The sequence below is a fragment of the Aureibaculum flavum genome (genome assembly GCF_016406085.1).
Classification (GTDB): Bacteria; Bacteroidota; Bacteroidia; order Flavobacteriales; family Flavobacteriaceae; genus Aureibaculum; species Aureibaculum flavum.
Map to the genome: position 1 here is coordinate 716,546 of NZ_JAEHFJ010000001.1, position 23,393 is coordinate 739,938.

At 31.8% G+C, this 23,393-nt stretch carries 24 protein-coding genes; 3 read left to right on the forward strand and 21 right to left on the reverse strand.

What is annotated here, in order from left to right:
* The first annotated feature begins 34 nt into the window (after nucleotides 1–34).
* The gene (gene lipB / locus JBL43_RS03120) at nucleotides 35–757 is read left to right on the forward strand and encodes a lipoyl(octanoyl) transferase LipB (RefSeq protein ID WP_233098671.1); all 723 of its coding nucleotides are present in this window, start codon (nucleotides 35–37) and stop codon (nucleotides 755–757) included.
* A 69-nt stretch (nucleotides 758–826) separates the two neighbouring features.
* On the opposite strand, the gene JBL43_RS03125 is transcribed toward lipB, so the two are convergent.
* The 20 genes from JBL43_RS03125 to JBL43_RS03220 form a co-directional block, all read right to left on the reverse strand.
* Nucleotides 827–1,876 (reverse strand): nucleoid-associated protein, encoded by a 1,050-nt coding sequence (locus JBL43_RS03125; protein ID WP_198839998.1) that lies wholly within the window; start codon nucleotides 1,874–1,876, stop codon nucleotides 827–829.
* Between the two features lie 420 nt (nucleotides 1,877–2,296).
* A complete protein-coding gene (locus JBL43_RS03130) occupies nucleotides 2,297–3,934 on the reverse strand; it encodes a tail fiber domain-containing protein (protein ID WP_198839999.1) in 1,638 nt (545 codons plus the stop codon).
* A 65-nt stretch (nucleotides 3,935–3,999) separates the two neighbouring features.
* Nucleotides 4,000–5,580 (reverse strand): tail fiber domain-containing protein, encoded by a 1,581-nt coding sequence (locus JBL43_RS03135; RefSeq protein WP_198840000.1) that lies wholly within the window; start codon nucleotides 5,578–5,580, stop codon nucleotides 4,000–4,002.
* 107 nt (nucleotides 5,581–5,687) lie between these two features.
* Nucleotides 5,688–6,167 (reverse strand): T9SS type A sorting domain-containing protein, encoded by a 480-nt coding sequence (locus tag JBL43_RS03140; RefSeq protein ID WP_198840001.1) that lies wholly within the window; start codon nucleotides 6,165–6,167, stop codon nucleotides 5,688–5,690.
* 145 nt (nucleotides 6,168–6,312) lie between these two features.
* Nucleotides 6,313–6,915 (reverse strand): hypothetical protein, encoded by a 603-nt coding sequence (locus tag JBL43_RS03145; RefSeq protein ID WP_198840002.1) that lies wholly within the window; start codon nucleotides 6,913–6,915, stop codon nucleotides 6,313–6,315.
* 113 nt (nucleotides 6,916–7,028) lie between these two features.
* On the reverse strand, nucleotides 7,029–8,369 hold the full coding sequence (locus JBL43_RS03150; RefSeq protein ID WP_198840003.1) for an IPT/TIG domain-containing protein: 1,341 nt from the start codon (nucleotides 8,367–8,369) through the stop codon (nucleotides 7,029–7,031).
* Between the two features lie 99 nt (nucleotides 8,370–8,468).
* Nucleotides 8,469–8,945 (reverse strand): hypothetical protein, encoded by a 477-nt coding sequence (locus JBL43_RS03155; protein WP_198840004.1) that lies wholly within the window; start codon nucleotides 8,943–8,945, stop codon nucleotides 8,469–8,471.
* Nucleotides 8,946–9,041: 96 nt separating this feature from the next.
* Complete coding sequence (locus JBL43_RS03160; RefSeq protein ID WP_198840005.1) at nucleotides 9,042–9,698, reverse strand: outer membrane beta-barrel protein; 657 nt, start codon at nucleotides 9,696–9,698, stop codon at nucleotides 9,042–9,044.
* A gap of 263 nt (nucleotides 9,699–9,961) precedes the next feature.
* Nucleotides 9,962–10,111: a hypothetical protein gene (locus JBL43_RS03165; RefSeq protein ID WP_198840006.1), complete on the reverse strand. Its 150-nt coding sequence runs from the start codon at nucleotides 10,109–10,111 to the stop codon at nucleotides 9,962–9,964.
* Nucleotides 10,112–10,136: 25 nt separating this feature from the next.
* Nucleotides 10,137–10,544, reverse strand: coding sequence for a hypothetical protein (locus JBL43_RS03170; RefSeq protein ID WP_198840007.1), 408 nt, complete (start codon nucleotides 10,542–10,544; stop codon nucleotides 10,137–10,139).
* Nucleotides 10,545–10,715: 171 nt separating this feature from the next.
* Nucleotides 10,716–11,285 carry a hypothetical protein gene (locus JBL43_RS03175; RefSeq protein ID WP_198840008.1) on the reverse strand — a complete coding sequence of 190 codons (570 nt, stop codon included), beginning with the start codon at nucleotides 11,283–11,285 and terminating at the stop codon, nucleotides 10,716–10,718.
* Nucleotides 11,286–11,343: 58 nt separating this feature from the next.
* Nucleotides 11,344–11,937 (reverse strand): hypothetical protein, encoded by a 594-nt coding sequence (locus tag JBL43_RS03180; protein WP_198840009.1) that lies wholly within the window; start codon nucleotides 11,935–11,937, stop codon nucleotides 11,344–11,346.
* A gap of 193 nt (nucleotides 11,938–12,130) precedes the next feature.
* Entirely contained in the window at nucleotides 12,131–13,228 is a 1,098-nt protein-coding gene (locus JBL43_RS03185) for a YncE family protein (RefSeq protein WP_198840010.1), read from the reverse strand.
* Nucleotides 13,229–13,288: 60 nt separating this feature from the next.
* Nucleotides 13,289–14,581: an OmpA family protein gene (locus JBL43_RS03190; RefSeq protein ID WP_198840011.1), complete on the reverse strand. Its 1,293-nt coding sequence runs from the start codon at nucleotides 14,579–14,581 to the stop codon at nucleotides 13,289–13,291.
* Nucleotides 14,582–14,672: 91 nt separating this feature from the next.
* Nucleotides 14,673–15,038, reverse strand: a complete 366-nt coding sequence (locus tag JBL43_RS03195; RefSeq protein ID WP_198840012.1) for a hypothetical protein — start codon at nucleotides 15,036–15,038, stop codon at nucleotides 14,673–14,675.
* Nucleotides 15,039–15,212: 174 nt separating this feature from the next.
* Entirely contained in the window at nucleotides 15,213–16,082 is an 870-nt protein-coding gene (locus JBL43_RS03200; protein ID WP_198840013.1) for a hypothetical protein, read from the reverse strand.
* Nucleotides 16,083–16,129: 47 nt separating this feature from the next.
* Nucleotides 16,130–16,981, reverse strand: a complete 852-nt coding sequence (locus tag JBL43_RS03205) for a hypothetical protein (protein WP_198840014.1) — start codon at nucleotides 16,979–16,981, stop codon at nucleotides 16,130–16,132.
* 97 nt (nucleotides 16,982–17,078) lie between these two features.
* On the reverse strand, nucleotides 17,079–17,495 hold the full coding sequence (locus JBL43_RS03210) for a hypothetical protein (RefSeq protein WP_198840015.1): 417 nt from the start codon (nucleotides 17,493–17,495) through the stop codon (nucleotides 17,079–17,081).
* A gap of 165 nt (nucleotides 17,496–17,660) precedes the next feature.
* Nucleotides 17,661–18,071, reverse strand: coding sequence for a hypothetical protein (locus JBL43_RS03215; protein WP_198840016.1), 411 nt, complete (start codon nucleotides 18,069–18,071; stop codon nucleotides 17,661–17,663).
* Between the two features lie 52 nt (nucleotides 18,072–18,123).
* Nucleotides 18,124–19,152 carry a Kelch repeat-containing protein gene (locus JBL43_RS03220; RefSeq protein WP_198840017.1) on the reverse strand — a complete coding sequence of 343 codons (1,029 nt, stop codon included), beginning with the start codon at nucleotides 19,150–19,152 and terminating at the stop codon, nucleotides 18,124–18,126.
* 189 nt (nucleotides 19,153–19,341) lie between these two features.
* Between JBL43_RS03220 and JBL43_RS03225 the strand changes: the two genes are divergently transcribed.
* Together JBL43_RS03225 and JBL43_RS03230 are read left to right on the forward strand one after the other, a co-directional pair.
* A complete protein-coding gene (locus JBL43_RS03225; protein ID WP_198840018.1) occupies nucleotides 19,342–19,911 on the forward strand; it encodes an RNA polymerase sigma factor in 570 nt (189 codons plus the stop codon).
* Complete coding sequence (locus tag JBL43_RS03230; RefSeq protein WP_198840019.1) at nucleotides 19,911–20,636, forward strand: tetratricopeptide repeat protein; 726 nt, start codon at nucleotides 19,911–19,913, stop codon at nucleotides 20,634–20,636. The genes JBL43_RS03225 and JBL43_RS03230 overlap by 1 nt, the downstream gene beginning before the upstream one ends.
* On the opposite strand, the gene JBL43_RS03235 is transcribed toward JBL43_RS03230, so the two are convergent.
* Nucleotides 20,624–23,392 carry a CHAT domain-containing protein gene (locus JBL43_RS03235; protein ID WP_198840020.1) on the reverse strand — a complete coding sequence of 923 codons (2,769 nt, stop codon included), beginning with the start codon at nucleotides 23,390–23,392 and terminating at the stop codon, nucleotides 20,624–20,626. The two genes, JBL43_RS03230 and JBL43_RS03235, sit on opposite strands and share 13 nt — an antisense overlap.
* Between the last annotated feature and the right edge of the window lies 1 nt (nucleotide 23,393).

A 23,393-nucleotide genomic window follows, 5' to 3' on the forward strand; every position in this document is an offset into this window, starting at 1 on the left:
ATAAACGACATTTTACACTTATTAAAGTTCAGCTTTGGCAATAAAAAACAAAAACATACAACTACAAGATTTAGGCACAAAAGATTACAAAGATACTTGGGATTACCAAGAGGAACTATTTGATGCTATTATTCAAATAAAGCGTAAAAACAGGAACGAGAATCTAACTCTTGAAACACCTAATCATTTTTTATTTGTAGAGCATCCACATGTGTATACCTTAGGAAAAAGTGGCGATTTAAATAATTTATTATTAGACGAAAAACAACTTCAGGACAAAGGCATCACCTTTCATAAAATTAATAGAGGTGGCGATATTACCTATCACGGTTTTGGACAAATAGTGGGCTACCCTATTTTAGATTTAGATAATTTCTTTAATGATATTGGCAAGTATATGCGTTCTTTAGAAGAAACCATCATTAGAGTTTTAGCTGAGTATGGTATAAAAGGTGAGCGTAGTAAAGGCGAAACTGGTGTTTGGCTCGATGTAGGCACACCATTTGCTCGTAAAATTTGTGCGTTGGGTGTACGAAGTAGCCGTTGGGTAACCATGCATGGATTTGCGTTAAACGTAAATACCAATTTAGGTTATTTTGATCATATTATACCTTGTGGTATTCGCGGTAAAGCAGTTACCTCTATGGAAGTTGAGTTGAACAAAAAATTAAATATTGAAGAAGTAAAATCTAAAATATTAAAACACTTTACGGATGTATTTGAAGTAAACTTTGTTAGCGACCAAGTGAATATTTAATTTAAGGTACTTTTCTTTTGTGGTATACTAAAAGTAAGCCCCTAAAGGTTCTCTATGTGGCCTTTTGCATCAATCTTCTTCATTAAAATAGACTTTATAATATTGCATTTTACGCTCTTCGTCATAGCCTTTTTCTAAATATTCTTCGGCAGCATCTGGAGCATCTATATCCAATTTTATTTGAATATTTGTATCTAATTTAATCTCCGTTTTTATCTTTTTCTTTTGTTTTTTTACAACCGCTTCTGATATTGAAAATTGATTGCGAACCAATACTCCATTTGTATCTTCAAATTGTTTTTTATAGCCTTCAAACAATTCTTTTGTATTGTCTTCTTCAAAAACCGTTTCTTTAAAATCATCAACATTAACCGTTTCATTTTCCTTAAAAAAGTCAATGGTCTGTGCTAAAAACTGATTTTGCTGTTGATTGCCAAACTCTTGTTTTATAACTTCTTCAGAAAAGTCTTTACATAAATCAATATATACTTGAGTATGACGGTTACTATCATCAGCGAATTTAATGTTTAAAAAATTCTGTATCCAATATTGGGCATCGTAGTTATTATTATCAACCGTTAAAACTGTAAAGCCGGCGTCATCTTGAGAGTTGATAACCAAACACCCTTTATCAACTTTTTTTGTACTAATACCTTTTTGCACAAAAACATCAAAACTATTATCCTCTAAATAGGTTTGAAAAAAATCTGCTTTGTTTTCAATTTTAAAAATGCCTAAGGCTTGCGTGTTTACATCTCTATATTCAATATCTTCAAATAAGGCAATGATAACATCTCCAGTTTTTATTTGTGCAGAATTTGATTGCTCAAATAAATGTTTTACGACATTTTTTGAAGTTTCAATAAATGAACCTTCTTCCTTAAAAATATGTTGAGCATAACTATTAATTTCATTTAAATTAATATCTGCATGATGATTGAAGCGATAGCTTTCTGTTAAATTACCAAAAGGTTTCAGTAAAAAAGGCTGCATTAATTTATAGCTATCTTCATCAAAAGTAACTACATCTTCTGAATATACATTTTTAGCTTCATTAAATTTATTACCTACTTTATGGATAATGAATTTGGATATAAATGCTTTGTTTCTTTTGATCATGTTTTTGAAAATTATAGGAACGCAAATGTAGGGAATTCCCATCCTAAATCCTTCCCTAAGGGAAGGACTTTCTCACTATAAAATTTCTAATAAGGTTTTAGCAAGTAAAGCTACCAAAAAAAGTTCACGCTAAGCCGCAAAGTTTAAACGCAAAGGACCGCCAAAATAAAATTTCATCCTTTCCCTAAGTATTAGGTTTTCAATTAGGGAAGGACTTTTACAAGCTTCTCAATAAAAGAAATTATCAAATAAAAAACCACACCCTGTTGTAAAGATGTGGTTAATTATTCATAGCAATTTTGGCTTTCTTAACATAGCAAAGTGTTCCAGTATATCTTGTACTAATATCAATCTTTATACTGAATAACAAGTTTAACGAACTGCGACTGCATACTGGTACTGAATACTAAATACTGTGGGCTACTTTTCCGCCACTTCTCTTTTTACAGTTCTATTTTCCAATAAGGTTTTAATCGCCGAAACATCAGCAGACAAATTATCAATTTTACTATTTTGACCATCAATAATTTCTTGTTGTTCTTGCAATGCTTTTATAAGAATAGGTATGAGTTCTGTGTAAGAAAGTTCCAAAATATCTTGGTCTTCTAAATAATGTGTTAATGTTGGAAAAATTTCTTTTACCTCTTGAGAGATTAAACCTAAATTTCTTTTAGTGTCCTTTTGTGATTTCATTAAGTAACTTACAGGGTTAAGCTTCATAACTTTCTCGAGTGTATTAGCTTCTAATGGTGTAATATCTCTCTTCTTACGCCTGTCGGAAACTTGACCATAAGCACCAGTTGTTGCATTAAACGCCCCTCTAAATTCTCCCGAATTAAACAGCAACAAATACCCGTTGTCTTCAGTATAAATCTGCCAAGACTCATCATCAGAAGAACTACCCTCATTATCTCCCAAATTCCTTATACTTAATGCATTGGTGAGGTTACTGGAAGTCGGTGGTCCATTTTTATGAGCAACTTCCAACAGACTAGAGGGTTGGTGATTACCTATACCCACCTTACCATTTTTTAAAACGGTAAGGGCGTTGTGACGATTAGATGAATTCTCTCCGTTTCCAATCATAAACAGAGCCTCTACATTGTCTAAATTCAGAGTACCTATTGCAGTCGAGTATGAGCCTGAAGCCAAAGTAAAATGGCCCATTGTTGTTGAATATGAACCTGATGCTAACGTATTTCCACCAAATGCTGTTGATGTAGGTCCAGAAGCCGTGGTAGCAAAACCAAATGCCGTTGATCCTGAAATTGTAGCTCTTGTTCCATTTCCCGCTGCAAACGAAACAAATCCTGTCGCTCCCCTAGAATTATCTCCTGAATTCCTACCCCAACTTAAATCTACTGCATCATTTCCAATATTACCATAATCATTTGAATTTTGACCTTTTAAACGCCATCCAATACCATTACCTTCGTTAATTGCTTCTAACCCTGAACTTGTATTGATATCCACATACGTTTTTACCGCTTTTTCGGTGGGTATAGCTTCATCACTATTGTCACCCATTGTACCATCAGTAGAAATTTCATTGACTGCATTACCTTCTTCTAATTTTATATTGCCACCTATCTCGAGGTCATTTTTTATTTCAACGTTACCTATATTTATATTTCTTATATCTTCACCATTTTTATCCCATTGCACATTACCAGCACTGATAGCGTAGGGTACAGCCAACAATTCTGTGGTCCCAATTTCTGTTCCATTGATAGATACTGTCAAAAAAGTAGCAACACCGTTACCCCATTGATAATCTTCGTAAGTGCTCGCTGTTGCTGATCCGTTTCCTATTTTCAAACTAAATACACCGTTTGCATCTGTAGTAATTGTATGATTTTCGGCATATGAAGCAGCAACGCTCAGTCCATACTTTAAGGCAATACCTACTGTAATAGTTTCATTTACCATTACTTCACCTGAGGTATTATTGGCTACTCCTTGGTAGTTGATAAAGTTAGATTGTTCCGTTTGTGAGAAAAGTGTTGTGCTTATTACTAAAGTTAGAAATAAGGTTAAAATTTGTAGGTTTTTATTCATAAGTTCTGAGGTTTAAAGGTTACGTTTATACTTTCCCGACATTCGGGACTTGTTTAAGGTATTATTTATATTTTTTCGAGAACTTCAACCCGTTTTAAAAGATCTTTATACAATGTTTCGAGAGCATTAGTTTTATCATTTAGCTCTTGAACAGATTTAGTGAGTAATGGTATAAAATCATTATAGCGTAAACTTAATCGTCCCTCATCGTCTTTGGTTAATATACCTGTATTGGTATAGCCTAATTTATTAAGTAATAGCTCTACGTCTTGAGCAACAAAACCTATTTCACGCGTTTTTGCTTCATTATTTTGACGCACGTAATCAACAGGTTTTAGTTGTGTTACCATATCTAAACCATACTGTAAAGGTTGAATATCATCTTTCCAAGCAGCATCTGATGTTATGGTCCAAGCTACTTGAACTCCTGCGTAGGTTATTTGTGAATTACCTATCCTTACTTGATGAGAAGCTGTTGCACTAGGAACTTGAGAATCTGCACCAATACCTATATTATTGCTGCCGGTAGTAAGGTCATTTAAGGCATCATTACCCACTGCAACATTATAACTAGCCGTAGTGTTTTGTAATGCATGCCTTCCAATTGCCGTATTATAGTATCCTATTTTATTTTTTTTAAGAGAAGAAAGTCCAATTGCAGTATTATAATTCCCTGTAGTGTTTTCATAAAGTGATTGATAACCATTAGCCGTATTTGAATTCCCTGTGGTATTTTTAAAAAGAGCCTCTCTCCCATTAGCTGAATTTTGAGAACCGGAGGTATTTTTATTAAGTGCAAACACTCCATTAGCGGTATTATAGCTACCAGTGATATTACTATAAAGCGTCTTAAAACCAATAGCAGTATTAACAGAGCCAGTTGTATTACTGTAAAGTGCTTGATAGCCAATACCAACATTAGCATTTGCAGTACCATTATCGTTCAAACCTGCATCAACACCTATAAATACAGAAGAACCATTATCAGTACCATCGTTATCTGATTTAGCGTCTATTAATTCGTTAATACTTGATGCCCCTTTATTATTATCTACATAGGTTTTTATAGCTTTTTCGGTGGGAATAGCTTCATCACTATTACCCGCCAATGTACCATCAGTAGAAATTTCGTTAACGGCAGCCCCCGATTGCAATCGCATATCACCTTCTACCAGAAGTTTATTGCTAATTATTACTCGGTAAGCATCATCCTCAATCATTATAAATTCATCTGTTCCAATGTCTCGCCAATGACTTTGATAACCTGAACTTAATGCATATGGAACAGCCTGCATTTCTGTAGTTCCAATTTCCGTACCATTTATCGAAACGGTTAATTCTACTCCTATATTAGACCATTCAAAATCATAGTATCTACCTTCAGTTGCAGTCCCAGAACCAATTTTTAGGCTAAATACACCATTGGTATCTGTAGTAACTGTATGATTTTCTGAATAATCATCACCAACATCAATTACATGCCTTAAGCCAATACCGACTGTAATAGTTTCTTCAGCCATTACCTCTCCCGAAGCATTACTGGCTACACCTTGATAGTTAACATATCCTGAGTATCCTTGAGAAAAGGAGGTTGTATAAATTCCTAAACTTAGGAATAAGATTAAAAGTTGTAGTTTTTGTTTCATGGTTTCTAGAGTTTAAAGTATGGTAAAACACCCCTAATAAGCTTCGCTCGGTATCTTCAATGAAAATTTATTTTCATTTCGATAATCCTCAAGGAGACGATGCGGTGCTATTTTTTAATAATTTTAAAAGTTTTAATGGTTTTATAATCTGTAAAATGTAGGTTTACTAAATAGAGTCCGCTTTGCAATTGATCTACATTAATACTATTATTAGTTGCAGTCAGCTTTTCTGTTTTTATAAATTGCCCTAGACTGTTGTAAATCAAAATTTTTGTTTCTCCAGAAACATCATTTAGGTCAATATTTAAATTATCAGCCACAGGATTAGGATATACTTTAATTGCCGTACTCAACAATTGTTCATCAACGGCTAATGTACTACCAGATGCTGCACCTGCTAAAAAACCTTGATTAATAATTGCACCGTTTTCAACTTTCCCAATTATCGGTTCTCCAATGGTAAAAGTAAGCGTGTGGTTTGCATTGCTAATGGTTTCCCCTCCAGAGGAAACGACCTGTTTGTCAATAGTTTGGGCGGTTGCCATATTTATGGTGGCCAGCAACACTAATGTGAATATTGTTTTCATTATTTCAATGTTTTAGATTTAATTTTTGATTCTGTTCTAAATAATTCTAATTTGAGATTTTGGTTTGTTATAATTTCATTTAATTTTTCACTCAATAAAAATCCTTTCAGTTTTATATGATTTTTCTTAAAAAATCTTATACCAGTTATTTATTAAAAAGTGCATCAATATCTGAATACGGAATGCCTGAAAAATTTAAATCGCTAATACTTATTACGGCGTTATCTTTATTTTCTAATAATTCCTTTTCATATTTAATATCAAATTTTTGTATGAGAGCATTTCCCGAAACCGTTTTAGGATTTGAAAGGTTGAGCGTTCCAGATAAATCACTTTTAGGATATTTATGACGAGAATTTGTATAAAATCCATAGATACCAGATACAAGACCTCCTCCTTTTTTTGGAAGTTTGAGTTGTATCATAGCACTTTCCAATTGAAAAGAATCACCATCATAATAAAATTGGATGCTCTCACTACCTTTTTCCAATTGCTTTTTAAATGTGATAATAGCGGTACGTTTACCTGTCTTTTTATCTCTAGAGACAATACCAGAGCCTTTGGTATATGACCAGTCTTTGTCATTTATTTTACATAAATAAGTGCCATTGTTTGTTGCTTTTTGAGGTTCTACTTTTAGTTGTTGTGTTTTTTCTACTTTCACAACATCATTTTCCTTATTAACCTTCTCTTTATTGCATGAAATAATAAATAGTGTGGCAAATAACATATAGTATACTGTTTTCATTATTTTGTGGATTAGGGTTGTTATAATATCAAAAGATTTATTTTACAGAAAAACCTTTAAAACTTGATTCAGATATACAAAAGCAGTCGCAACTAATGCTTTTTAAACTGACTTTACTCTTGGGTGATTTTTCTTACTAAGAAATTTTGTGTAAAATATAAATTGAGATCATCGTCTACTGTAATAGCACGTGGAAAAGCAATAGTAGCATCTATACTTTCCCCATCATCAAAGCCGTAAGATCCTTTCCCAGCTAAAGTACTTACAGTTCCATCCGGTGCTATTTTTCGTATTCTCATATTGGAATAATCTGAAACATATATGTTATCTAATTTATCAACCGTTATACCATAAGGGAAATTAAATTTAGCTTCTTCTCCTTTCCCATCTTCATAACCTTCTGTACTCCCAGCAATAGTCGTTACTAAACCTATAGGGCTCACCTTCCTTATTTTATTATTACCTGCATCTGAAATTATTATATTTCCTGAATTATCAACCGTCAATCCATATATTCTACCAAATTTAGCATCTGTACCTTGCCCATCAGAAAAGCCAGGATTACCACCTGCAAAGGTGCTTACCATTCCTTCTTTTGTAATTTTTCTTATTAATGAATGATTTAAGACACTGTTATATTCTGCTATATAAATATTTCCTAATTGATCTATGGTAATAGCATTTGGAAGAAAAAACCGAGCTTCGTTAACCGCCCCATCTATATAACCTTGCCCCCCCCCTGCCAACGTACTAACATCACCTTCTGGTGAAATCTTTCGAATACGGTTATTATTCGAATCGGCTATATATACATTACCATTAGCATCTACAGTCACATCTCTTGGCCAAGAAAATTTAGCTTCATTAATCGAGCCTTCAACTAGGCCACCATCTTCACTCTTTGACAAAGTAGTTACCAATCCATCTTGTGTTATTTTTCTTATACTATGTTTCCAAGTTTGTGTAATAATTAAATTATCTTCTTTATCTAAAGCAATACCATCCATTGCACCAAAAATAGCATTTGTCCCTTGTCCATCTAAGGGAGCATCCCCTCCCTCTTTATTTCCTGCCAAGGTAGTGACATGAGCTTCTGAAAATTCATAGGTAAATTCCGGACCTGTTAATTCAGTACCATCGACTATAACTTTTACTAAGCCTGTCAATGCTAAAGTTGGTACTTCGGTTTGTATTTTTGTATCTATTACTGATTGTACCACAGCTTGTACATCGTTAAAATAAACTTTCAGATTATCTAGATTATTTCCAAAATTGCTTCCATTAATGGTCACAATAGTGTTTTTAGAACCGCTTTCAGGAGAAATTCCGCTTAATGTTGCGGGTCTAGGTTCATCATCTTTATTGCAACTTGTTAAAAACCCTAATAAAAATACTATTACTAACAAATAGCTTAATTGTCTATAAATCTTTAGTTGGTATTTTTGCTTTATCATTCTCATAATTTTGTATTTATCGTTTTTTAGTTTAAAAACTACAGGCTAAATTGATGAACATTAGCCCATAGTTTTATTAACTAACTCAAATAATTCTTTTTAAAATATGGCATTGATATCATAACCACTAACTGTTATTTTATCATTAGCTTGATTGGTATCATCATTATTCAGGTTACTATCGATATATAAATCAGGATCATAACCAATTACTAAGATATACTCAGGAGGAAATTCATTTGACGAACTCCAAGTACGGCTAAAACTAACTTCTAAGGTTTCGCCAGCACTTAAATTTTCGAACGATCTTGAAGCTACTAAATTTCCAGATTGGTTTGAAGGTGTACCTAAACTTTTTTCATATAGATATATAACTTGTTGCCCCTCACCAGAAGTAAAATCATCAGCTATATTTTTAACAATGCCCGTTAAGGTTACCGTACCGTTAAAATCATCTGTTTTTACCACTGAAAATGTAATATCGCTTGCTTCCAAATCTATATTTGGTTTAGGATCATCATCATCTGGATTTGTGCAGTTTATTAAAATTGTGACAAGCAATAGTAACGATAGCATGCCTATTAATTTTTTAAACCTATCTTGTAATAAGACGTTCTTTGTACTATTTTTCTTTTGAATTTCATAATTGTTATTTTTATTGATTATTTTTTTTTACAAAAAGACTGTAAATCCGATGCCAAGAAAAATTGAGGATAGGGTATCTTTATAGTCTGATGGTGCATCTTTGGGTAGGTTTTTTTCCCAAGAGTAATTTATGGTAGGTTCTAAAGCTACATGATCTCCTAGACTTATAGCATAGCCAACACCAGTTCTAAAACCCAATATTGTTGAGGTATTATCTCCAAGTTTTAATTCCGGTATACCTTCAAGTCCGCTTGATGTTTTTTTTGTACCCGCACCTACCAAACCTTCAAAAAACAAACCATTATCTAGATAATAGCGACCAAAAGCACCTAAAGATAATACCGTGGTATTTCTTTTAGAATCACCAAAAAGACTCTTCGATTTCGAACTACTTGTAGCTACTGAAAGTTCTAAACCAACCGCCAAATTGTCCATAATAAAATAACCTGCCTTTGGGGTAATATTTGTAGTAAATGAATTAGATTTATTATCATTTACATTATTAGAGGTATAGTGCACCAAAACACCTCCACTGATTAAAATCTCACCTTGTGATCTTGCTCCACTAGTAATTGCCGACTCTTGAGCGTATCCGCTAAAACCAAATAGAGCAACTGTAAATGCAAGCATTACCCTTTTACCTAAATAGATCGTGTTGCTTATTTTTTTCTTTAATAAATTCATGATTTTTAAAATTTTTTAATTGTTATTTATCCTTTAATGGTAATGATTAAAAAAGGTTAACATGTAAATATTAAAAAAGTTAAAAAAAGAGACAAAAGACTTTTTTTTTTATTGAACGAAATAAGTATTTCAATTCGATTTAGTTCAACATTAAATTAGAAAATTTGTAAATAAAAACACCGCTTTTAAACAAAAAAAACTCCTGCAGTTCAATTAAGATAATGAACTCAAGAGTTTTAGTTTGTAACTATAAATTGTTATTTTTAAAAGTAACGAACTTCAGTTGGATGCTGGCCTAAGTAAATATTTAAATGCTTAACCGTTTGATTAGCACTTCCTGATTGGCCTCCATAATCCCTTAAATCAAAAGTTATACTACCTCCTATATCCTGGTTCGCAGGTACTTGTCTCATTATGAGCGTACCCTTATTAATTAGGTTACCTGTTACCTGTTATCGGATTATTAGCATCACCATTCCATCGAAACCATCTATTAAAACCATTATTATAATCCTCCCAATCGGTAGGTAACGATCCAACAATCTCAAAATGACCATAAGAAAATACCATGCCCATATATTCTAAACCTCCAGTATCCAAACCTATATAATCTATTTCATAAGAAGCACCTGCAGTAAGATTTAACTGGAAACTTTCGAAATCATCATCTTGTGTAAAAGTACGTTCAAAACCCTCTCCCTTTATTTTAAAACTGAATGTAGGGGGGTCTGTATCTGTTGGAGGAATATCAGTATCACAGCTTTGAAACGAAAAAGTTATCATAATTAACATACTTAAAAAAGTACTTTTTAAAACTCTCCTTTGATTTTTAATTAAATTCTTCATTATTTTTTAAATTATTGTTATTTGGGTATTAATGATGCTAACTTTAAAAGGTTAACTTTAAAAAGTTAAAAAGGAAAATTTACATGTTGTAACACTACTTAGTAGGTAAAAAACTTTTAGAAAATATATTAAATTAGTTATAAGAGTTTTTTTATTTACATATTTGAAAAATTACTCTGAATAATAATGAATTTCTGTATCTTGCTGCCCAACATCTATATTTAATTCGGCAAATGTTTGATTACTCGTACCAGCTTCTCCTCCATAATCACGTACATCTAACAAAAGTCCAAAAGCTAAATTATCACCACTAACTCTAAATTTTCCATTTAGGATGGCTCCTGTAACAGGATTATTAACATCTCCTCTCCAGGTAACTGATGTTGATATTCCATTATTAAATCTTGATATCCAAGTTGTTGGTAAGTCTGTCTCAATCTCAAAATGATCGCCTGGAAATTGCATTTGGGCTGATTTTAAACCATCAGGATCGCTCGCCGAAAAAATAAAATCATAAAGTGCATCTTCGGTAAGGTTTAATTCAAAGCTACTAAAATCATCATCTTGATTAAAGATATGATCAAAACCTTCACCTGTTATTTTAAGACTAAAATTTGGAGGATCTGTATCTGTTGGAGGGATTTCTGTATCACAGCTTTGAAATGAAAAAGCTATTATTAGTAACATACTGAAAATGGCACTTCTGAATATGCTACTCGGGTTTTTAGTTCTATTCTTCATAATTTTTAATTTATTGTTAATTTGTTATTAATGATTCTAATTTTAAAAGGTTAACATTTTAGATTAATTTATAAACGACACCTGTATCTTGATTTGTAATTACAATTTTTAATCGTTTATTAACTGTGTTTGATGGACCAGATTGCCCTCCAAAATCGCCTGCATGAAACCAAAAATCTAGCGTATTAGACGCATTATTTTCCGCAGACATAGGGAATCGAAAATCACCTGTTAAGAATTGCCCTGTCTTTACATCTGCTGTTGTGGTATCTGTCCATCTAATCCACATCGTATCTCCGAATACATTTGGGAGAATCTGCCAGGGATCCTCAACAGGTGTTATTAATTCAAATAATTTTTCAGGTTCTATATCCCATTCCATTGTTCTCAAACCACCTGCGTCTGCTGCTGCAAAAACGAAATGATAGTTTGTATTGCTCTTAACATAAAGTTCAAAATTTTCAAAATCATCATCTTGAGTAAACGTATGGTCAAATCCGTCACCAGTTATGGTAAAACTGAATGTTGGAGGGTCCGTATCTGTGGGAGGTATTTCTGTATCACAACTCTGAAAGAGAAACCCCATGATAACTAACACTGAAAAGACCGTTTGTCTAACTATTATATTATGACAATTAATTAAATTCTTCATGATTTACGTTTTAGTATTTTCTATTAATGTTTAAGTGAAGAAAAGGTTAACTTAATAACATATAATATTTGATATCCACCTTGAGTAAATTAAATCTAAAGCGATAAAGTAATAGCAATTCCAAAAGACAAAGGACTTACAACATCGTCAGGTAACTCGTCTCCCCTGTACCGATATCTCTTATTTTAATAATTTATAAATCTATTTTTACCAATTTATTTTTATCTTCATCATAATTTTTTGTGTTTAGCCAAAAATTGTTACCATCAAAAGCAATTCCAGAAATGGAGTTGTTATTAGGAAATGTATAACTCTCAATAGCTTTAAAGTTTGGTGAAGTTTGACATTTATGTAGCTTGTTGCCATCCGTTATATATAAATATCCATTTTGATAATCTAAACCTCGGGGTTGAAATTCTAATGAGATAGTTTGCAAAACCTGTCCAGGAGAAAAAATTCCATTTGACTTATATTTGTAAAGTTTTTGTTCAGAATGACTAGAAATCCAAAAAAAACTTGGCTCAATAGATGCAATACCTCTTATCCAACTTCCCAAATCAATGGATTCATAATATTTAGACCCCGTAGTATATAAAAAAGAGGTGAATTTTGAGGAACCTGCGTTACTTTGGAAAAGTTGTTTTAATCCAGAATTTGATTTTTCAATCTCTACGGCATAGGCGTTTAAAGTTGTAGACATCGTTTCATCAACAGCTAACGTATTGGGATTCACTTTTAAAATTTCATCATCATCATTATTCCAACCTAAAATGTGTGTACCGTCAAAAGCAATATCGACATCCTTCTGCCAAGGGGCCAATCCTTCCGCTAAAACAGTTAACGGTTTTATCCAATCATCTAGTTCAGGACCTATCGAAGCTCTGGATAATAATACTGTGCTATTATCCGGATTCTGTAAAGAAAGTTCATCATTAACCAAGGTATAATTAACAATATAAGCACCTTGAGCGGTTAAAGTAATTTGATTATCTGTTATCGTACTGTTTGTAGACCATTCTCCTTTAAATCCCAATTCATCTTCCGATAAAATGTCAATGGTATTGTTTTCATTTATATAGACATATTTAGAATTATCTAATAAAAATTCTCCACTGGTTACTTGCCATTTTCCAACTATGAGTTCTTTGTTGGTTGGTAAGTCTTGATCATCTCCGTTACGGCAACTTGAAATAACCATAATTATCAATAGCAAGCTTGATTTTAAGATTATTTGGGCAATTGAATAGTTCTTATTTTTCATTTTTCTGTAACTATTGCTTGAATTTTTCATTTTTGTATATTTTATTTTATGTGGTTATATCCAAAGAGTTAACATGGAACATGAGAAGTTCTAAATTTTCACAAACTCTACCCTTCTATTATTCGCTTTTCCTTCTGTAGTATTATTTTTATCGACAGGTTGTGTCTCTCCTTTACCTTCGGTCTGAAGTCTGGAATTATCAACATTAAATTGAGAATTAAGTGCATTTTTAACCGCAATAGCTCTTTGTTCTGAAAGCATCAAATTCGTATTATCATTACCATCAGCATCTGTGTGCCCGATAATATTTAATTTCAGATCTTTATCTTGCACTAATGCTTCGGCTATTTGTTTTAAAACCCCTGATGACTCTGGTTTAATCTGGTCTGAACCAGAATTGAATAAAATGCCTGTTGTAGAAAATTTTCCATTTTCCAATAATTGATTTCGTAAATCAACACCGCCTTTTGCTATTTTCACATTATTAATAAAAACCTTATCGATACCATCTCTAACATCTCTTGGATGAAGTTTAAAAGATGAGATATTATCAGTCAACAACCTGGGTACATCAACTACCTTATTTTCATTGACCCACAATCTAAAACGCTTGCCATTAACCGCTATTGAAACATGGTTCTTTTGTAATAGAATTTCCCTAATATCTTTTTCAACCGAATTACGAATGACTCGCTTTCCTTCCACTTTATTTTCAACAATAAACCCAACACTTATAAATAAGCATAGAGGAATTTCCACTTTAGCCATATTTTTGGGTGTATCAAACATATTATTATCTTCTAACCAAATTTCTAATTTGGCTTGAGAACTTGTTTTTTTATCAACCACTGTAAGCATATCAAACTCTATGGTATAATCTTCAGGTAAAGCAGAGGGCAAATCTGGAATATAGGTAGATTTACCTGCCAGTTTAAACCATTTTTCATTGTCAATAGTTACGAGTTCTCCGGTGCCATTTGTATTCCATTTAGCGGGAAAGTCCCCCATATGGTCTAAAGAAAAATCATCTGTCATTAGTATTTTATCTCCAGGAACAAAATCAAATTTTGAATAGACACTTAACTCGGTTAATGTTTCATTTGGTCCGGTTTGTACTGGGTTATTTCCTGTTTCTTGTGGTAATGAAATTATATCTTTCTTCTTTTTCTTGGTCTTCCTTTTTTTCTTTCCTTTATTATTGTTAAAAACAGTATCAAAAGCTTTATCCGTTTCATTTGAAGTTTTTTCTTCAACCTTTTTTTCTAAGGTGCGTTCGGCTGCTCTTTCGGCTGCTTTTCCTAATTTTTTAAGCAATTGTGCTTCTGCTTGTGTTGTAAAACAAGTAATTAACGTAAGTATACTCAGTATTTTAAGTGCTTTCATGATATTATTTGTGAATTGTTTATTTTTTTAATTGAGTTACTATCTCATCCTCTAAATCTTCTAAAGCGTAGAATCAATGTAAACCTTAAACCTATTCCTTCTCTTTTTCAAGTTGAGCTTCCTTTATCTTTTCACCTAAAGCTCTACCCAATGAATCTTTTTGCTTTTGAGTTAAGTCTTTGGCTTGTAAATAGTATAAGTTTCTGTATTCTTCTTTTTGCTCTGTTGGTAAATTCATTTTTTTCAACATCTCCAAAAAATTCAACTTTTTACCTGATGTATTTCCATCTAGGTTTTCCCCAAAAACTTGCGTTAAACTTTTGGCTCCCATATCTAAAAAATTGTCGTTTTGTACTGACTTTTTTTCTGTTGTTGTGGTATCTTTTTTTGCTTGAGCGTAACTCGCATTAAAAATGCTTAAGCTTAGTATTGCTATTAAAATGTGTAGTGTTTTCATGAGCTTGTTTTTATTGTTTATTTTCTTATTAATGGCTTCCAAAAAAAAAGGTTAACATTAAACCAAAAAAAAAGCCAAGTTCTTGAACTTGGCTCTGTTTAATTATTCGTTAAGTAAATATTTTTAATCTCTATTTTTATCTTAAATCGGTGATGAATCTAATGTATATCAGAATCAATAATTTTCGTAAACCCAACCTCTAGTCTCTGTACGATTATAACTTGAGTCTGGAGAAAAAGAATATTCTAATTTCGCCGAGACGGGATAGTCATTTTCGTCATATACATAAGTATATGTCTGAGTAGCCGCATTACCACTAGCACCTGTGACTTTTGAAGAAAGGATGTTATTTTTACTATAATAATATAACGTTTCATAAGCCGATTGGCCGCCAATGGATAGGTTGTAAATTATATGAAAGATATTAATTGTATTGCTATTTCCTGTTTTTGATAGCACATTGTAACTAGGATTATTCTTAGTATCAAAGGTATAATTACTTACAGAAACTTGACGATATGAAGTACCATCGTAGCTTTTCTCTTTCAATTGTTGCACGATGTTGTTATTGTCATCATAGGTTAAGGTTATTCTTCCATAACCACGACCGTCAGCTCCTTTTTCAATAATAGTTTTTAACCTTTTGTTACCGTCATATTCAAATGTAGAAGTTGCAGTGCCAAGATCCCCTCTTTCATATTTTGAAACAAAGGAAACTATTAAGCTATCCGTATTATAGACTATTTCGGTTTCGAGATTGCCAAAACTCCCTCCTTTATTACTAATAATTTGTGATACTTGTCCTAAATCATTATAGTTGTAACTTATCTTATCATTTTTTATGATTCTGCCTTCTGCATCGTAATTAAAGGTTGTATAACCAATCTTACTTAACCTATTGTCATCGGAATACACAAGATCAATCTCATTTACATTTTCCGTATATGATTTTAATCTCATATGCTCTCTTTGTCCATAGACACTATTAAACGTAATAAGTATCACGACTAAAATAAGTATGCTATTTTTAACTATTGATTTCATATTTTAATACTTGTATTACACATAATGTTTAATGTAAATATAAACTTTTAAAAGGTTTCGTAAGTCCACGTTTTGTAACTAGTAGTATTTCTTTCAGGTTCATCTGGGTAGGTATATTCTATTTCTACAGAAATGGGATAGCTATTCTCATCATACACATAATCATAATCATTGATTCTATTGTAAGAACCATCTGAATATATGCTATTAGAAGATAATACATTATTTTTACTATTATAAAATACTGCATCAGAAGCATAATTACCAATTTGTAAATAACTTATAAATGGAAACATATTAATAACACTGGTATTACCCGTTTTGGTTAACACATTGTAATTGGGATTATTTTTGTTGTCATACGTATAATTAGTAACGTTTAACTCAGTATACGTAAGACCATCTCTAGTTTGCTCTATAAGATATTGCACAATATTATCCTTGGCATCATAAGCCAAAGTGATTTTATAATAAACAGTATTGTCTAGTCCTTTTTCAACAATAGTTGTTAATCTATCCTGACTATCGTATTCAAAGGTAGATTTTGACCTATCAGTAGAACGAAAAACCGTATTAAAGGTTGCCATTAATCCTGAATTATTATAAACAATAGTTGTTTCTCGGTTAGTTCTAGTTACTTTCGAAACCCTACCCTGCCCATTATATTCATACCTGAATGATCCATTTTGAATAATTTTATTATCTCCATTGTAAATTACATCCAATGATTTGTATCGCGTTAAAAAACCATCGTCATTGTATCTAAGGTCATATTCATTAGCTCCAATTGAATATGCAATTAACCTCACATTTTCTATTCTTGGTGCGTCATCATTCTTGCTACAGCTAAACAGGGTAATGGCTAAAATTGTAAGTATAATATTTTCAAATGTCTTCATAATTATTTTTTTATTCATTAATGTTTGCATTAAAAAAAGGTTAACATCATGGTCCTATTTATTATGGAACCTGAAGTATAATATGCCTATTTTCTATCTAATAGGTTACTGTAAAAACTACTTTGGAAATTCCATAATTAGTTCCATCGTTTAAAGCTATCCCTTTACCATTCTTCCATATTTTGGCAAAAATAGTACTATCACCATCTTCATAGCCTGCAACATATATATCTTCTCCAGAAGCACATACTGAATAAACCTGTGCATCATAAGCTCCATTTGTTAACGATGTTTCTATTCCATTTTTCCACATTTTGGCTACTGTTTTTGTCTCAGAATCTTCATAACCTACCACATAAACATCTCCATCTGAAACATATACTGAAGTTGCTTCTGCCTTGTTTACTCCACTTGTTAACGACTTTCCTATTCCATTTTTCCACATTTTGGCTACATTTTTAGTGCCATTGTTTTCATATCCAACGGCATAGACGTCAGTTCCTGTAACATACACAGATGTAGCTTGTGCATAATTAGTACCATCTGTTAGTGGTATTTCTATACCATTTTTCCAAATCTTAGCTACATCTATAAAATCTTTCTCTTCAAAACCTGCTACATATACTGTAAAGGCTTCTGAAAAATTAGTACCATCAGTTAAAGGTAATTCTATTCCATTTTACCATAATTTGGCATCACCAGATTCATAACCTGCCACATAAACATCAGTTCCTGAAACACACACCGAATTAGCTTCTGCGTTTTTACTCCCGTCAGTTAAAGAGGTTTCAGTACCGTTTTTCCACAATTTGGCTGTAGATTTTGGGCCATCATAAACAAACCCTGCGGCATATATATCATCCTGGGCAACAAACACTGAAAGAGCTTCTGAAGTACGAGTTCCGTCCGTTAAAGGAGTGCCAATTCCATTTTTCCATATTTTAGCTACAGTTCTTAATCCGTTATCTTCAAAACCTGCTACATATACATCAGTTGTTGTATTATTTTTTGGTGCGTCATCCTCCTTATTACAACTAAAAAGGGTTATGGCTAAAATTGTAAGGGTTATATTTTTTAATAATGTCTTCATAAGTAATTATTTTAGCTTGTTGTTTTTATTTTTAATTAAGTATTAATAGTCTTTAATCTTCTTTAACACTCCATATTTTACCAGTAACTTCAGTATCGTTATCACCTGTTTTCCCTCCAAAAACCCAAAGTGCATCATTGTGTAACAACGCTTCATGAGCTCCAATTTCATCTATAGGATTGTAATCTGTATGTTTTGTCCAATCGATAAGATTATCTGAATAATAAATATCATTGGTGAAAGGTTCCGTCTCTGTTCTTCCTCCTATCACCCAAACTTTATCATTATAGACCGTGGCCGTATGCCCTAACCGTCCAGGAAAAATGGAACTATTAGTTGATACTAAGGACCAATTTGCACCATCAGTACTTTGCCAAATTTCGTTGAGTTTATTAGCCCCTATATCTTCACCTCCTATAACATACATGGTATTATTAAAAACTACTGCTTTATGTCTTACTCTACCTGAAAATGCATTTGCCGTTTCTTGCGTCCAGGTTTCACAATCTGATGTTGACCAAACTTCAGTAGCATTGGTAGACTCTTTCGCTGCTATTACGTACATTTTTCCATTGTAAACCGCGGTGGTATGGTATGCAACTATTCCAAAAGGTGCTGTTGTAGTTGGGGCATTAACCCAAGAACCTGCACTACCGTCTGATGAATACCAAATATCGCTTAACCATTCATCGTCATTGTTTTCGCCACCAATCATCCATAATTTGCCATCAAAAGTGGTTAACGTATGCCCAGTTCTCGCTTCACCAACACCTGTAACCGAGATCCAAGCTACACCATTAGTACTGGACCAAATTTGATTATCACTTGTTACATTATTTGTATAATCGTTATCTCCACCTGAAGACCATACTTTACCATCATGTAATGCCATAGCATTGCCAAAAAAGTCTCCCATTTGATCTTGATTTGTCTCTAGATTAAAAGTTAAGTCTAGCGGAGAAAGGATGTCTTTTTGTACTGGGTCGTCATCACAAGATGTAAAAGTTATTGCGATTATCAATGCTGTTATTATTTTCAGATAAAACTTTACTTGTTTTCTTATTTTCTTGATTGTATTCATAATCTATATTTTTTTGTTTGACTTCTTAATGCAATTAATTTTAAAAGGTTAACATTTGTAAAAAAAAGTTGATGTTATTACCCCTGTACACATCCTTCTTTATAAATAATTTCTGAAATCGACTATTTTCACAATAAAAATTTAAATTTGTTTGTAATTAGTGTTAACCTTTTTTACCAGTATCCATAAATGGACAAAGAATCAGTAAATAATACGCTCGAAAAATTAAGAAAAGGAGATGAAGCAGCTTTTAAGCGTATTTACGAAGAAAATCGAGAGAAGTTTTTAAACTTTGCCAAACGATATAACTTATCTGATGATGAAAACATAGATGCATATCAAGATGCCTATGTTATTTTTTACGAAAACATAATGTCGGGCAAAATCGAGAACTTTACCAGTAGTATTTCTACGTATTTGTTTAGCATTGGTAAATATTTAATTATGGATATTTTAAAAAAGAACAAGAAGCAAGTGAGTTCTGAGTTTAACCTCTCTATTGTAAAAGAAGATGATAATTTTATGGAGACTATTGAAATTGAAGAGAAAAGTATTAGCAAAGAGCAACAACTGTTACTAACATATTTTGAAACTTTAGGCAAAAAGTGTCAAGAACTATTAACCTTATTTTATTATAGAGGTTATACCATCAATGAAATAATGAAAAAAGAAAGTTACAATAGTGAAAATGTAGTAAAAAGCCAAAAGTCGCGATGCATGAAAACACTTAGAGAACGAATTAAATCAGATCATTTATAATGGACAAAGAAGCATTATTAACCAACTATTTTTCTGACAGCTTAACGGCTGAAGAACGACAATTATTTAACCAATTGTTAGAAAATGACACCAAATTTAAAGAACAATTTGAATTTGAAAAAGATTTAAAACGTGCCATTAAAGAAAAAGAAAGAATCCAACTAAAAGCAAAGCTACAAGATTTTGAAACTAAATTAAAACATAAATCAACACCAAAAACCAGCAATTACAAGGCTTGGGCAATTGCAGCCTCCATTGCCATATTATTGAGTGTAGGTTGGTTTGGATATGATAATTTTATAAAGCTCGATTATAACGAATTGTATAGCGAAAATTTTCAACAATACCCTAATACCAGTTATACCATTACCCGTGGAGACACTGATGACTCTACCGAAAGACAAGCTTTTGTAGCCTATGAAACCGGTAACTACAAAACTGCCATTGAAAATTTTGAAAAATTAGATAGTAATGCTAAAGAATATATAGATTTCTACAAAGCTCAGACTTATTTAGAATTAAATAAAATCAATTCAGCAAAAAGCTTATTCAAAAAAGTAATTTCTGATAATGTTGAATTTGTGGCCGAAAGTCATTGGTATCTCGCACTAATCTCAATTAAAGAAAAAGATAAACAAAGTGCTATTTCTTATTTAGAACAATTGGTTACAAACTATGATTTTAATAAAGAAAAAGCTGAAGTATTGTTAGATCACTTAAAGTAATTTCTTTTCCGGTTTCGAAAAACAAAGAATAGAATTAAAAACAAAAATAAACTACCTACCAAAAACCAAACCCACTTATAAGAACTTACAACTGCATTTGTATTTCCGGAAATAACAAATCCCGACCAATAATATGGGTGAGCTAACGCATTTTGCTTATTCGCTTTTAAAAATTCTATTTTAGCTTTTTGAAGGGCTTTATCTTTAGAGCTTCCTTTAGCTAAATTTTTATAAAAATTATCCATTAACTGAGTGGAAGAAGCATCATTAACTTTCCATAGTGTACTAGCTATACTTGAAGCTCCACTATAGAAAAAACCTCGGGTTAGGCTCATAAACCCTTCACCGCGTTTAAGTTCGCCAATCCCTGTTTCACATGCACTTAAGGTTACTAAATTAGCATGTAACGAAAGATTGTACAAATCACTTACATACAACAAGTTACTACTCTTATTGTCAGGCGTAAACGCTAAATAAGAATACTCCGGATTTTTATCATCAAAAACAGCATGTGTTGCTAAATGAATTATACCATAATTGGCTATTTGAGATGTAAAATTAAACAAGGATGCTTTTTCATTAATAAAACCATTGCCTTCAAATGAATGCATAATTTGATTTACCTCTTCTTTATTATGGGGTAATGGTAATAATATATCACTAAAATTATTATCGTTTTCAAAATTTGGAGCGAATGCCAAAACCGAGTTGGAATAGATTTTATTGTCTTTTAATTCTATCCAAAGTGATGCCGAATTGGTATAACTAACACTCTTTTGTTCAATCAAATAGTTAATACCATCACTACTGGTATTTAAACTTCCAAAAGGAATGTAATTCAATAATCCATCAGCTATGACAATCAATTTTTCCTTTGCTTCTTTTTTAATAATTGGCTTTAGCAACAATCGATACAAATGATAGGTTTCATTAGCTAAAATAGAGACTTCGGATTTCGGATCACTCAACATTTTATAGATGTTTCGGGTATTATTCTCAAGAGCTTCATTATTTTCAATTTTAAAGAATTCTTTAGTACTCCTTGTCAATGAAATAACATAAATATGTTTATCACCATAAAAATAAGAAACCAACATTTCATCATCTGTCAAATTATTTTGGGCTTCCTTTAAACTAACAACCTCCGTATTATATTTAAGATTATAATAAGCTTTATAATTTGTTTCAATAGTATTGATCAGACTACGATATTCTTCCTTAGTTGCAAACAAACGATCTTCCAAAACATTAGAGGAAGCTTTGCTTTTATTAATTTCTTTTTCTAAATAAGTAATTTGTGCCTTTAACTGTTTTTCTTTTTCAATTAAATCGTCTGGAATAGCTCCAAAGTTCGTGGCTTTTGCACCTAATAACGCTTCCATAAGTAAAATACCCTTACTTTTTTCAGAATAATAAAATGCTTTATCTATTAATTCATTATTAGAATTAGATTTATATGAATTAAACAGTGCAGCAAGACCAGACTCAAATAATGGAAAAGCGTCCTCAATAAGTAATAACTTATCAGCCTCACTTTTAAAAGAAGGCTTTAAGCTATCTAAAGTTTTAATACCAAAATCTACTGTTGAAATTACTTGCTCATTAGAATTTTCTAAATCATAAGCACCGACAATCATTGCTTTATTTTTTAGTATTTTTAACAATGCCGATTTATTTGCATTCTTCTTAGATAATTGATTTATACCTTTATTAAAATTATCAACCGCTTTTTGGGGTTCATTATAGGTAGCATGGAGTTGGCCGATTTGATCATAGAGCAAGGCTAATTTTTCCAATTCAATTCCGTCTGACTCTTTTTGTAATAGTTGAACTGACATATCATATTCTAATACTGCATTATCATATTCTTTATTTTTTTTATAAATTTCTGCTTTTGAAGTATGATATTTATTTAAAAAAATATGATTTTCAGGAATATTGGCTTTCATTAAATCTAAATAAAAATATGCACTGTCAATTTTATTAAGGTTCAAGTAATTTTCAACTAATAGTGAAGTCTCCGTAATTAATGCATTTGTATTTCTAGAATTTTTTAAATTAAATTCTAATGATTTTTTTAAATACGTATTTGAGAGAGCAAATTGCTTTTCATTTTTATACACTTCGGCTAATAAACTATAGACTCTGTAAAGTGATTTTTTATCTTCTGAATTTTTAGTAATTAAAAACCGAATGTTTTTATCATAAAACTCTTTGGCTAATTCAAATTTATGCTCATTTACATACATTTTAGCAGTAAAACCATAAGCTACAGCTAAAAGTGATTTTTGGTTATCATCTAATTCATTTATTGGGAGACTTTCACATTTTTTTATAATTTCATTAAAAAAATGTCTAGCTTTTTCATAATCTTCTAAAACAAAATTATACATTCCTTTATCATATAAAAGTGAGTTTGTATAATATAATTTATCAGGCCTTTTATCTAAAAAGTCTTTGTATTGAACAAAAATAGAATCCGTTAATTTAATATTTGATTTGAGCTTTTTATAATTATTATGATACCCAGCAACTCGATTAAAATCCATTGTGGTCTGAATATACTTGCCAATGTCATCATTCTGTTTTGCTACATTACTAATTTTGTCTAAATAATAGTAAGTAGAATCTTCGTTTTTAAAAACATGTTTATACAGTTTTTTAGTCAAACTATCTATGTTCTGGTCACTACTTCGCTGAGCATATATATTATTCGTTAGATTTAAAAATAAAAGACAATAGCAAATCTTTTTCATA

Coding starts and splice junctions, on each gene's coding strand:
- JBL43_RS03225 (WP_198840018.1), top strand. CDS start 19,342: ATGGACAAAGAATCAGTAAATAATACGCTCGAAAAATTAAGAAAAGGA.
- JBL43_RS03170 (WP_198840007.1), bottom strand. CDS start 10,544: ATGAAGAATTTAATTAAAAATCAAAGGAGAGTTTTAAAAAGTACTTTT.
- JBL43_RS03190 (WP_198840011.1), bottom strand. CDS start 14,581: ATGAAAGCACTTAAAATACTGAGTATACTTACGTTAATTACTTGTTTT.
- JBL43_RS03160 (WP_198840005.1), bottom strand. CDS start 9,698: ATGAATTTATTAAAGAAAAAAATAAGCAACACGATCTATTTAGGTAAA.
- JBL43_RS03175 (WP_198840008.1), bottom strand. CDS start 11,285: ATGAAGAATAGAACTAAAAACCCGAGTAGCATATTCAGAAGTGCCATT.
- JBL43_RS03230 (WP_198840019.1), top strand. CDS start 19,911: ATGGACAAAGAAGCATTATTAACCAACTATTTTTCTGACAGCTTAACG.
- JBL43_RS03135 (WP_198840000.1), bottom strand. CDS start 5,580: ATGAAACAAAAACTACAACTTTTAATCTTATTCCTAAGTTTAGGAATT.
- JBL43_RS03140 (WP_198840001.1), bottom strand. CDS start 6,167: ATGAAAACAATATTCACATTAGTGTTGCTGGCCACCATAAATATGGCA.
- JBL43_RS03200 (WP_198840013.1), bottom strand. CDS start 16,082: ATGAAATCAATAGTTAAAAATAGCATACTTATTTTAGTCGTGATACTT.
- JBL43_RS03125 (WP_198839998.1), bottom strand. CDS start 1,876: ATGATCAAAAGAAACAAAGCATTTATATCCAAATTCATTATCCATAAA.
- JBL43_RS03185 (WP_198840010.1), bottom strand. CDS start 13,228: ATGAAAAATTCAAGCAATAGTTACAGAAAAATGAAAAATAAGAACTAT.
- JBL43_RS03145 (WP_198840002.1), bottom strand. CDS start 6,915: ATGAAAACAGTATACTATATGTTATTTGCCACACTATTTATTATTTCA.
- JBL43_RS03195 (WP_198840012.1), bottom strand. CDS start 15,038: ATGAAAACACTACACATTTTAATAGCAATACTAAGCTTAAGCATTTTT.
- JBL43_RS03165 (WP_198840006.1), bottom strand. CDS start 10,111: ATGAGACAAGTACCTGCGAACCAGGATATAGGAGGTAGTATAACTTTT.
- JBL43_RS03155 (WP_198840004.1), bottom strand. CDS start 8,945: ATGCTATCGTTACTATTGCTTGTCACAATTTTAATAAACTGCACAAAT.
- JBL43_RS03215 (WP_198840016.1), bottom strand. CDS start 18,071: ATGAAGACATTATTAAAAAATATAACCCTTACAATTTTAGCCATAACC.
- JBL43_RS03150 (WP_198840003.1), bottom strand. CDS start 8,369: ATGATAAAGCAAAAATACCAACTAAAGATTTATAGACAATTAAGCTAT.
- JBL43_RS03205 (WP_198840014.1), bottom strand. CDS start 16,981: ATGAAGACATTTGAAAATATTATACTTACAATTTTAGCCATTACCCTG.
- JBL43_RS03235 (WP_198840020.1), bottom strand. CDS start 23,392: ATGAAAAAGATTTGCTATTGTCTTTTATTTTTAAATCTAACGAATAAT.
- JBL43_RS03180 (WP_198840009.1), bottom strand. CDS start 11,937: ATGAAGAATTTAATTAATTGTCATAATATAATAGTTAGACAAACGGTC.
- JBL43_RS03130 (WP_198839999.1), bottom strand. CDS start 3,934: ATGAATAAAAACCTACAAATTTTAACCTTATTTCTAACTTTAGTAATA.
- JBL43_RS03220 (WP_198840017.1), bottom strand. CDS start 19,152: ATGAATACAATCAAGAAAATAAGAAAACAAGTAAAGTTTTATCTGAAA.